This is a genomic window from Herbaspirillum sp. LeCh32-8 (assembly GCF_017814915.1).
GTDB lineage: Bacteria > Pseudomonadota > Gammaproteobacteria > Burkholderiales > Burkholderiaceae_D > Herbaspirillum.
Window position 1 is genome coordinate 208266 of sequence record NZ_JAGIPZ010000009.1, and the last position, 10055, is coordinate 218320.

The following is a 10055-nucleotide window of genomic DNA, read 5'->3' on the forward strand; positions in this document are numbered from 1 at the left end:
CATGAAAAAAGCCGCCTGCAGGCGGCTTTTTACGGAATGCGGAATGCTCCCTAACCGGCCGCCAAGCTGTGGCCGATGCGTCCCAGCTGGCGCAATGCCTGATCCAGCTCCCGCGTGAACGGGTGGCCGCAGCAGATACGCAGGAAGTGCCCGTAGCGGTTGGAATTGGAGAAGATCGCGCCGGGCGACACGCCCACGCCCTCCACCAGCGCCCGCTCGAACAGTTGTTGCGAGCAGACTTGGGACGGCAGCTCCACCCACATGCCCACGCCGCCGCTGGGTACGTTCAGGCGCGTGCCCTCCGGGAAGTAAGCCGCGATCGACTCGGCCATGCGTTCGCGCTGCTCCTTGAGCAGCTGGCGCAGGCGGCGCAGGTGACGGTCGTAACCGGGGCTGGCGATGAAGTCGGCGGCGGTGATCTGGGTCCACTCCTCGTTGGCGCGGGTGTGCGTGAACTTGAGCATCATGACCCGCTCGTGCCAGCGCCCGCCGTTCATCCAGCCCAGGCGCATGCCGGGCGCCAGCACCTTGTTGAGCGAGGCGCAATAGATCACGTTGCCGCTGCGGTCGCGGCTCTTCAGCGAGGACGGCGGCGCGTTGCCGTCGGCCAGCTCGGTGTAGGCGTCGTCCTCGATCAGCGGCAGGCGCAGCTCTTCGCACAGGCGCACCAGCTTGTCCTTGTTGGCGTCGGGCATGATGCAGCCCAGCGGGTTCTGCAGGTTGGGCACCACCACCACCGCCTTGATGTTGCCGTAGGTGCGCACCGCCAGCTCCAGCGCCTCGGCCGAGATGCCGGTGTGCGGACTGGTGGGAATCTCCAGCGCCTTCATGCCGAGGTTTTCCAGCGCCTGCAGCAGGCCGAAGTAGGTGGGCGACTCCACCGCGATGGTGTCACCGGGGCCGGCCACGGCGCGCAGCGCCAGGTTCAGCGCCTCGATGCAGCCGTGCGTGACCACCACCTCGTCGGCCTCGATGCGCATGCCGGCATTGAGGGCGCGGCGCGCCACCGCCTGGCGGAAGGTGGCGTTGCCGTTGTGCGGCATGGCGCTGGTGAGCAGCTCCGGGCGCTCGCGCAGGGCGCGCATGGCCGCCTGGCGCAGCGTGTCGACCGCGTACAGCTCGGGCGCGCAGGTCATGCCGGACAGGTCAATCGGCGGCGCCAACTTCTGGCGCAGCGCGATGTATTGCGACACCTTTTCATGAATGCCGACGTACTGGGCCGGGTCGATCGCCACCAGGCTCTTGGGCTCCTGCACCGGACGGATGGCCGAACGGCGAGGCTGGCGCACAAAGTAACCGGAGCGCGGGCGCGCCTCCAGCCAGCCGCCCTCTTCCATATGGCGCAGCGTCTGCAGCGCGGTCGACAGGCTGACCTGGTGCTGGCGCATCAGGTCGCGCACCGAAGGCATGCGGTCGCCGGCGACCAGAGTGCCGGCCTGGATCGCGCCCTGATAATGCTCGGCCAGGCGGCGATACAGGGGCATGCGGATTTCCACCGGGCCTGGAGGCTCAATTGCGGGCGCGGGGCCGGGTGCGGCGTGGGTAGCGGGGTCGGGGAGGAGCAGGCTGGTATCCATAACAGAGATCATGTTCTTGCAGCAAAAACCAGAACAGATACAGAGTATTCGAAAAGGGACGATAACAGATCAAAAATCTGCCGCCTGTTCCGGCGCAGAGCGATTTTCCCTGTGCCTGTTGCGCCTTGCCCGCCGTCCCTAGACTGCAAGCGTACCCAACAGACGGAGAACCATCATGCATACCCCGCGGCAACGGCCCCTTCCCCAGCAGGACATGCGCACCCAGACCATCCGCCTGGCGCGCGGCCAGGCCATGCAGGTCTGGCTGCCGGCCGGCAGCCTGGTCGTCAGCAACGCCCCGGCGGCGCGCATCTCGGAGGCGCCGCACTGGCAGGCCGAGCAGCTGCGTATTCGCCGCACCGAACTGGCCGACGGCCAGTCCATGCACTTCGAGCATCCCGGCTGGGTGGAAATCCTCACGCCCCGGGGCGGTGAAGTACTGTGCCTGCGGCCCGAGGCCCACTCCTGGCGCCGCGCCTGGAACAGCCTGCTGCGGCTGCTGGCGCGTACACCGGGGGTGACGCCGGCGCGCCGCTGAAACGCACTGACCCGCAACCGGCCCAGACCTTGGCGCGCCCTGCTTTCCCGTTGCCAACGTCTGGGTATTGCCTGCCTACCGTCAATAAATTTGCACAAATTTTTCGAATCCGCACGGGAAGATGCTCAGATGTTTCTCTAAAACCATTACACTTCTTCATCCCCAAAAGAAGAAGTGTTATGCAGAACGACCATCCCCCCGGCAACACTCCCTCCTCCTCCGCCAAGGTTCAGGCCTTGTCCGAACAGGAAACCTTCGACCTCACGCCTGTTTCGCTGTGGAAGGAAGACTACAGCGGCCTGAAGCGCCTGTTCACCGAATGGCGCGCGCAGGGCGTGAGCGACCTGCGCGGCTGGCTGCAACAGGATCACCGCCGGGCGCACGCCTGCGCGCGCGAAATCCGGGTGGTCGACGTCAACCGCCGCACGCTGGAATGGTATGAGGCGCGCGACCTGGAGCACCTTGTGGCCAACCTCGACAAGGTGTTCCGCGACGACATGCTGGAAACCTTCATCGACGAGATGGTGCAACTGTGGGAGGGCCGGCTCAACTTCTCCAGCTACACGGTCAATTACACGCTGGGCGGCAAGCGCCTGGACATCCAGCTCTCCGGCCGCATCATGCCCGGCAGCGAAGAAAGCTGGGACTACATCCTGCTGGCGATCGAAAACGTCACCGAACGCGAAACCGCGCGCAAGAAACTCTCGCGCAGCGAAAACTACGCGCGCGGCCTGTTCGAATATTCGCCGATCTCGTTGTGGGTGGAGGACTTCAGCCAGGTCAAACGCCTGTTCGACGACCTGCACCGCATCGGCATCACCGACTTCCGCACCTTTACCGACGTGCATCCGGAATTCGTCGAGCGCTGCATGCAGGAGATCCGCGTGATCGACGTCAACCTGCAGACGCTGTCGATGTTCGGCGCCCCGGACAAGGCCACGCTGCTGGCCCACCTGTCGGACGTGTTCCGCGACGACATGCGCCACCATTTCAACGAGCAGTTGATCGAGCTGTGGAACGGCAATCTGTTCCACCAGCGCGAAGTGGTCAACTACTCGCTCAACGGCGACCAGCTGCACGTGCATCTGCAGTTCTCAGTCTTCCCCGGCTATGAAGACAGCTGGGGCCTGGTGCTGGTGGCGCTGACCGATATCACGGCGCGCAAGAAGGCCGAGGCCTATCTGGAATTCCTCGGCAAGCACGACGAACTGACCAAGCTGCACAACCGCGCCTTCATGGTCGACGAACTGAACCGCCTGGAGCGCAAGGGGCCGTTCCCGGTGAGCGTGATCGTGGCCGACCTGAACGGCCTGAAAGAGGTCAACGACGAGCTCGGCCACGCCGCCGGCGACGCCCTGCTGCGCCGCGTGGGCGAGGTGCTGGACAAGGCGGTGGAACGCCCGTGCAGCGTGGCGCGCACCGGCGGCGATGAGTTCGCCATCCTGCTGCCGGCTACCGACGAGCGCGGCAGCGCCATGCTGATGGAGCAGATCACCAAGCTGGTCGAAGTGAACAACCAGTATTACTCCAGCGTCTCGCTGAGCCTGTCCATGGGCGCGGCCACCAGTGTGCCGGGCGAGCGTCTGGAGCATGTGGTGCAGCGCGCCGATGCGCTGATGTACGACGCCAAGCGCCAGTACTACGCCAACACCCCCGGCCTCGAACGCCGCCAGACCGACTGAGCGGCCCGGCTCCATGGAGGCGGTCAGCCGCAAGGACTTCACCCTGCAGGCCGGTGTTGAAACGCTGGCGTGCGACATCATCAGCACGCCCGGCTGCGGCGACGTGCACACCCTCTTCTTGCACGGCGCCGGCCACAGCACGCGGCAACGGCAATGGCCGGTGCGCGAAGCGCTGGCGCGGCTGGGCCATGCCAGCGCTGCCATCGATTTCTCCGGCCACGGCGACAGCAGCGCGTTGCAAGCCAACTCCCTGGCCAAACGACTGGCCGAAGCGCAAAGCGCACTCGACCGGTTCTGCCGGCCGCCGCGCACCGTGGTGGGCGTGAGCATGAGCGGCGAGATCGCGATGCGCCTGGCTTGCATCGCTCAGAACCAGATCACGCATATCGTCACCATCGTCGGCGCCATCTACGACGGCGCGGCGTTTCATCTTCCCTTCGGTCCCGATTTCAGCGCGGCGCTGCGCCGTCCCGATAGCTGGCGCGACGCCCACGTGCTGCAGCAGATCAGCGGCTATCGCGGCCGTATCACGCTGGTGCGTGCGGCCGAAGACAAAGTTATTCCGAGTGAGATTGCCGGATTGATTCGCGAGAACGCGGGCGCGGCTGCCGACTGCCGCATCGTCGACCTGCCCGGCGTGGATCACCGGGTCAGCGAACGCAGCGCGGAGGATGAAGCGCTGCGCGAATTGCTGGCGCAATTGATCGCCAACTGACGGCTCATCACCCCGCACGCGCGAATGCCGGCGGCGCCGCCCGCGCATTCACATCACCCCCGCCAATTGCAGCGCCAGATCGCTTAAGCCGTCACCGACAGCAATGCCCCCGTCACGCCCTGATTGGAAATGTCCTGGCTGATGGTATCGGCCAGGTCGGGATTGGCCTGCAGCACCTGCGCCAGTTGCTGGGCATAGGTGGTGTCGATGCCGGCGTAGCCGCCGTTCGGGTTGTACAGGCTGGCGGTCGATGCCGGCGCCGCGGCCAGGCCCGACAGCACACCGGCGTAGAACAGGCCGGAGGCTTCGTTTGCATTGAGGCTGGCATTGGTGCCGTTGATCGTGGTGGCGCTAGCCTGGGCTGCCTGCTGACCGGCGGCTGCCTGGGCGTCTGCGGTGTCCTGCGCCGCCTGGGCATCTGCGGCATCCTGCGCGGCCTGCGTATCGGCCGCATCTTGCGCAGCCTGCGCGTCGGCGGCGTCCTGAGCGGCTTGCGCATCAGCCGCGTCCTGCGCCGCCTGGGCGTCGGCCGCCTCTTGCGCCGCGGCATCCTCGGCCGCCTGTTCGGCGGCGGCCTGCGCCGCTTCTTGGGCTTGCGCCTGCGCGGTGGCGATGGTTTGCGCCACGGTGTTGGCGGTGTTCAGCGCCACGGCCGTGTTCAGCAAACCGGCCGGATTAAGCAGGCCGGAGGCGTTATAGGTCAGCGGCTGCTGGGCCAGCAGGTTGGCATTGGACAGCGACACCACCACTGAAGCGTCGGCGGCCAGATTGACCGCATTCTGCAAGGCAGACTGATTGACCGCTGCGCTGGATGGATTGGCGTTGGCGCTGTTGGCGGCAACGGCGCTGTTCACGGCGGTGGCGGTAAGGTAGGCCGACGTCAGCGCGTTCAGGTTATTGCTTGTATCGATAGCCATGATCAAGACCTCAACAGTTCGTGGATGTTGGCGGCGCGTCGGCGGTCGGCAATTGCCTACGGACCGACCTTGATGCGCACTCTTGATCAAAGCCTAGAAAAGATCACCGGCGGCAACAAGCTGAGCCGCGGCGGATCTTGTAAGTAATTGCTACCGCAGAGCGAAAAAGCGGGATTGTCTGACAGCGGAAGATGGCGCGATGGGGCTCATCAGGAGGCGCCGCAACGCCCCGTGCTGCCGATGGCAGAGCTCAGGCAGTGAGCTCAGGCAGTGGTGGAAAACAAGGTGCCCACGATGCCTTGGGTTGCGAGATCGCCGACGATGGTGTCGGTCAGGTCGGGATTGGATTTGAGCAGCGAGGAGAGTTGGGAGTTCAGGCCGCTGTCGAGCCCGGTGAATTCACCGGAGCCGTTGTAGATGCCGGCTGTCGACGGATCGGTGGTCAGGCTGCCGAGGATGCCTTGGTACAGCGACTGGCTCGCCTGGTTCGCGGTCTCATCGGTGGAGGTATTGGTGGCTGCGCCGGCGTCGATGATGGCGTCGAACAATCCCACTGCGTTGTAGGTCAGGCCGCCGGCCGTGCCGATCGAGTTGCCGAGGCTGACGACTACCGATGCGTTGGCAGCGAGCTGGACCGCTTCTTCGACGGCGACCGGATTGTCGCTCGACGCAACCACGCCGCCCGAACCGCTGACCTGCGAGGACGGCGCACCGCCGGCAGCGGACGAGGCGCCATAGCCGTAGCCGGCCGTGCTGCTGGCGGAGTTGAGCGAAGTGTCGATAGCCATGATCGGTCACCTGATGAAGCTGGAGCTGATGAAGCAGGAACATTCCTGAAGAAAATTCTAGGAAAAAAGCCCGAGCTCAGCAAGGCAGTTTTGCCATTGCAACGCGCCCATCCCGTCGGCCAATAAAAACGCCCGCAATGGCGGGCGTTTTGTCAGCACAGCATCAGTCGCCTGTCAGCATCCGGACTCAGTGGCCGTCGCCGTGCTCATCCTCGGTCTGCACGATGCTGACGGGCTTGCCCTTGATGCGACGCCAGATATAGACACCGTAGCCAGACAGGCCATACAGCACGAACAGGCCGAACAGCACCTTGGACGGATCGCTGGAAATCAGCACCAGCAACACCACCACCAGCAAGGCCGCGATGAACGGCACGGGCTTGCGGAAGTTGACGTCCTTGAAACTGTAGAACGGCACGTTGGTGACCATGGTGATGCCGGCGTACAGGGTGATCACCCAGGCCGCCCAGCTGAGGTCGGTGCCGGCGAAGCGCAGGTCGTCCATCAGCCACACGAAGCCGGCCACCAGGGCTGCCGCCGCCGGGCTGGGCAAACCCTGGAAGTAGCGTTTGTCGACCACCGCGATGTTGGTGTTGAAACGCGCCAGGCGCAACGCGCCGCCGACGCAATAGACGAAGGCGGCCAGCCAGCCCAGCTTGCCCATGCCGCGCAGCGACCACTCATACACCACCAGCGCCGGCGCGGCACCGAAGGAGACCATGTCGGACAGGCTGTCGTACTGCGCGCCGAACTCGCTCTGGGTGTTGGTCATGCGCGCCACGCGGCCGTCCAGGCTGTCCAGCACCATGGCCACGAAGATGGCGATCGAGGCGTAGTCGAACTTCAGGTTCATCGCCATGACAATGGCGTAGAACCCGCAGAACAGCGCCGCCGTGGTGAAGGCGTTGGGCAACAGATAGATGCCGCGCGACCGGCGGCGCGCCACGCCCTGCCCCGATTCGTCCAGCTGCGCAGAATAGGCCTTGGGCCCGCGCAGGGATTTGGGGAAAGGAATGCCGCCCTTGGCTTTGCGTCGTCGGAAAGTGGCCATCGATGTTTATTGTTTGGTATGCGGTAAACCGCGGCGGCAGCCTGCCGCGCGGTCGATGTTACTGTGTGATCAGAGTTCGGCCAGAATGGTTTCAGTGGCGGAGACCTTTTCACCCACCGTCACCTTGGGCGTGGCGGTCAGCGGCAGGTACACGTCCACGCGCGAACCGAAGCGAATGAAGCCGTAGCGTTGACCACGCGCCAGCGTGTCGCCGGCCTTCACATAGCACAGGATGCGGCGGGCGATCAGGCCGGCCACCTGTACGCAGGTCACGCTCTGGCCCGAGGTGGTGGTGATGGCCAGCGCATTGCGCTCGTTTTCCAGCGATGCCTTGTCGAGGTCGGCATTGACGAACTTGCCGGGGAAATACTGCACGGTTTCGATCTTGCCATCCACCGGGGCGCGGTTGGAGTGCACATTGAACACATTCATGAACACGCTGATCTTCAGCGCTTCGCGGTCGGTGTAGGGATCATGGGCACGCGCCACCACCACGATGCGACCATCTGCCGGCGACAGCACGGCGTTGGCCTGTTGCGGAATCACGCGCGGCGGATCGCGGAAGAACTGCAGCACGAACAGCGCGATGATCCAGAACGGGATAGACCAGCTGCCGAACAGCATGGTGACCAGCAGCGCGACGACCACGGCGATGGTCAGGAACGGCCAGCCTTCACGGGCGATAATGGGGTGGGGATAGTGGTTATTGTTCAATGTTGCTCCAATGATCGCGGAAATTTCAAAATAAAAGCGTGCCTATTCTAGTCCAGCCCCCGACAAATGCAATGAAATGCGGCGCGCAAGCGCGGCGGGAGGAGGTTTTGCGGGGGAATTTACGCTTGTCCGCGCCGAATCGAACAAAAAAACCTGCGGCAGCGCGTCATATCAGCCGTTTTCACGGCCGCGCAGTGCCGATTTCTTGCCTGCCGACGCTCAATGGCGGCCGGACGACTTGACGAAGCTGAACTTCAATTCATTGCGCGACACACCGGTCTTGCCGCCGGTCAGTTGCATGCTGCCGATCATCACCAGCGCCTGGGCGTCGCCATAGTCGAAGCCGGTGACTTCCAGTTGCCGGCGCAGATCGCCCTGGGTCTTGTCATCGGGCTTGTCGTTGACGATGCCGGGGGCTTCCTTTTCCAGCGGCGGGCAGGCCTTGATCTCGCCGACCATTTTGGCGTAGGCGCGGCCCAAATCGACCGGGGTGGCGAACTTCCACACGCAGGAGTAGCTGTTGGAGTTGCCGCCGATGCTGCAGCTGTCGGCGCCGTCCAGCATGAAATTGGAGGCGTAGGTTCGGTCGGCGCCTTCCTTCTTCCAGCCGTCGAAATGCGATTGCGCCTGCGCGTTGATGGCGCGGATATCGGCGCAGACATCGGCGTGCGCAAGGTTGATGGATAGCAGGCCGGCTGCCAGCGACAGGGTGAGCATCTTGATTGCCTGCATGATGGTCCCGAAAAACAAAAAAGGAGGCCGATTATAGCCTCCCTTCCGGTCTTCCCCCGAGGGTGAAATGCCTGGCGCGCTTACTTGAATCGAACCTTGCCCACCAGGCGCATGCTGACCGTGGACTCACCCGGCTCAAAGCTGGGCTCGGCCACCGAAGCCGCTTCCGGTGCCATGTCCGAGCGCATCATCGCCATCTTGGCCATCGGCGCTGCGGCGGGCGCCGTATAGTTGCCGGAACCCTCGAAGTCCACCGTATCCAGCACGGCGTCCGACGGCGCGCGGTGCATCGAGGCGGCGATGAAGCCGATGCGCTCTTCCAGGTTCTTGTAGGTGGCGTCGATCAGCGACGCATCCAGCTTCTTGGTCGCCGCCGGGCTCAGGCCGAACTGCAGGCCGTTCAGGCTCAGCAGGCTTTGAGCGGACGATACCGTCTTGGGCAGCGCCGCCAGGTTCTGCGTGGTCATCTCCAAATACTGACCGACGCGCCAGCCCACCACCTGGCGCGCCTTGGGCGTGGCGCGGGCTTGCGGCTGCACCGGCGCCGGCTGCGGATCGGCGTAGACGGCGTAGGTGTAGTAGCCGTAGCTCTTCAGGGTGGCTTGCGGATCCTGACGCTTGAGCACGTCGATGCCCTGCTTCATCTTCTGGTTCACGCGCGAGGCGGCGGTCGCCTTGTCCTTGTCCTGCTCCTCGACCTGCAGCGTCACGCGCGCCTGGTCATTGGGCACGCTCAGTTCGCCGTTGGCCGGCACCACCAGCGTGGCGCCGCTGGTCTGCACGGTCTGCGCCTGGGCGGTGACACAGGCGGCGGCCAGCGCGGCGCCGAGCATCAGCTTATGGGTAGGGGTCATGATGTATCCTCGTATTCTGGTGTTATAGGGAAGGCGCCTGCACGGCGCCGGATCCTCGAATCCGACACTTCGACGCCACCCGGTCGCGTTTGGTTCTTACCCAAGTGCAACAAGGGGTAACGCATGATACAAACGGGGGTGGGTGTTGTCGAATCGGTCCGAGACGGCTTCTGCGGGCAGGTTGTATTCGAAACAACCTGGTGCATCCGCTTCTGCGGGCTTGCTCAGGAGGCATTGGCGCGCTTCATTGATACGCGAAGAACGACGCTGGGTCCCTGCTTTCGCAGGGACGACACTGCGGAGAGAGCTTGAACCCTCGGCTGTTCGAGATCCTTCCTTGCCCATCGCCCCTGCCCCAGCTCCTCGATACATTCCCTGCCCGTCGTTCCTGCGAAAGCAGGGACCCAGCGTCGTTCGTTGTGCTCACATCAATCCGGGATACGACACGTCCCGTTCGAGCCATAAAAGAAAAAGGACGCCGAAGCGT

General features: G+C 64.3%; 10 protein-coding genes. 3 read left to right on the forward strand and 7 right to left on the reverse strand.

What is annotated here, in order from left to right; genetic code table 11:
* Positions 1–50: 50 nt before the first annotated feature.
* Positions 51–1577: a PLP-dependent aminotransferase family protein gene (locus J8I26_RS16610; RefSeq protein ID WP_209608211.1), complete on the reverse strand. Its 1527-nt coding sequence runs from the start codon at positions 1575–1577 to the stop codon at positions 51–53.
* Between the two features lie 214 nt (positions 1578–1791).
* On the opposite strand from J8I26_RS16610, the gene J8I26_RS16615 reads away from it, so the two are divergent.
* From J8I26_RS16615 to J8I26_RS16625, 3 genes are all read left to right on the forward strand, one after another.
* Positions 1792–2115: a hypothetical protein gene (locus J8I26_RS16615; RefSeq protein ID WP_209608212.1), complete on the forward strand. Its 324-nt coding sequence runs from the start codon at positions 1792–1794 to the stop codon at positions 2113–2115.
* 179 nt (positions 2116–2294) lie between these two features.
* Positions 2295–3797 (forward strand): sensor domain-containing diguanylate cyclase, encoded by a 1503-nt coding sequence (locus J8I26_RS16620; RefSeq protein ID WP_209608213.1) that lies wholly within the window; start codon positions 2295–2297, stop codon positions 3795–3797.
* Positions 3798–3810: 13 nt separating this feature from the next.
* Positions 3811–4512 carry an alpha/beta hydrolase gene (locus tag J8I26_RS16625; RefSeq protein WP_209608214.1) on the forward strand — a complete coding sequence of 234 codons (702 nt, stop codon included), beginning with the start codon at positions 3811–3813 and terminating at the stop codon, positions 4510–4512.
* Between the two features lie 83 nt (positions 4513–4595).
* Here the strand turns inward: J8I26_RS16625 and J8I26_RS16630 are convergent, their stop codons facing one another.
* From J8I26_RS16630 to J8I26_RS16655, 6 genes are all read right to left on the reverse strand, one after another.
* Positions 4596–5429: a hypothetical protein gene (locus J8I26_RS16630; protein WP_209608215.1), complete on the reverse strand. Its 834-nt coding sequence runs from the start codon at positions 5427–5429 to the stop codon at positions 4596–4598.
* A gap of 263 nt (positions 5430–5692) precedes the next feature.
* Positions 5693–6217, reverse strand: coding sequence for a hypothetical protein (locus J8I26_RS16635; RefSeq protein WP_209608216.1), 525 nt, complete (start codon positions 6215–6217; stop codon positions 5693–5695).
* A gap of 187 nt (positions 6218–6404) precedes the next feature.
* The gene (pssA, locus tag J8I26_RS16640; RefSeq protein ID WP_209608217.1) at positions 6405–7268 is read right to left on the reverse strand and encodes a CDP-diacylglycerol--serine O-phosphatidyltransferase; all 864 of its coding nucleotides are present in this window, start codon (positions 7266–7268) and stop codon (positions 6405–6407) included.
* A gap of 69 nt (positions 7269–7337) precedes the next feature.
* Positions 7338–7982: a phosphatidylserine decarboxylase gene (locus tag J8I26_RS16645; RefSeq protein ID WP_088750447.1), complete on the reverse strand. Its 645-nt coding sequence runs from the start codon at positions 7980–7982 to the stop codon at positions 7338–7340.
* 219 nt (positions 7983–8201) lie between these two features.
* A complete protein-coding gene (locus tag J8I26_RS16650; RefSeq protein WP_209608218.1) occupies positions 8202–8714 on the reverse strand; it encodes a vesicle formation protein in 513 nt (170 codons plus the stop codon).
* An 80-nt stretch (positions 8715–8794) separates the two neighbouring features.
* On the reverse strand, positions 8795–9568 hold the full coding sequence (locus J8I26_RS16655) for an SIMPL domain-containing protein (RefSeq protein WP_209608219.1): 774 nt from the start codon (positions 9566–9568) through the stop codon (positions 8795–8797).
* Positions 9569–10055 lie beyond the last annotated feature (487 nt).

Coding starts and splice junctions, on each gene's coding strand:
- pssA (WP_209608217.1), bottom strand. CDS start 7,268: ATGGCCACTTTCCGACGACGCAAAGCCAAGGGCGGCATTCCTTTCCCC.
- J8I26_RS16655 (WP_209608219.1), bottom strand. CDS start 9,568: ATGACCCCTACCCATAAGCTGATGCTCGGCGCCGCGCTGGCCGCCGCC.
- J8I26_RS16625 (WP_209608214.1), top strand. CDS start 3,811: ATGGAGGCGGTCAGCCGCAAGGACTTCACCCTGCAGGCCGGTGTTGAA.
- J8I26_RS16620 (WP_209608213.1), top strand. CDS start 2,295: ATGCAGAACGACCATCCCCCCGGCAACACTCCCTCCTCCTCCGCCAAG.
- J8I26_RS16615 (WP_209608212.1), top strand. CDS start 1,792: ATGCGCACCCAGACCATCCGCCTGGCGCGCGGCCAGGCCATGCAGGTC.
- J8I26_RS16650 (WP_209608218.1), bottom strand. CDS start 8,714: ATGCAGGCAATCAAGATGCTCACCCTGTCGCTGGCAGCCGGCCTGCTA.
- J8I26_RS16635 (WP_209608216.1), bottom strand. CDS start 6,217: ATGGCTATCGACACTTCGCTCAACTCCGCCAGCAGCACGGCCGGCTAC.
- J8I26_RS16630 (WP_209608215.1), bottom strand. CDS start 5,429: ATGGCTATCGATACAAGCAATAACCTGAACGCGCTGACGTCGGCCTAC.
- J8I26_RS16610 (WP_209608211.1), bottom strand. CDS start 1,577: ATGGATACCAGCCTGCTCCTCCCCGACCCCGCTACCCACGCCGCACCC.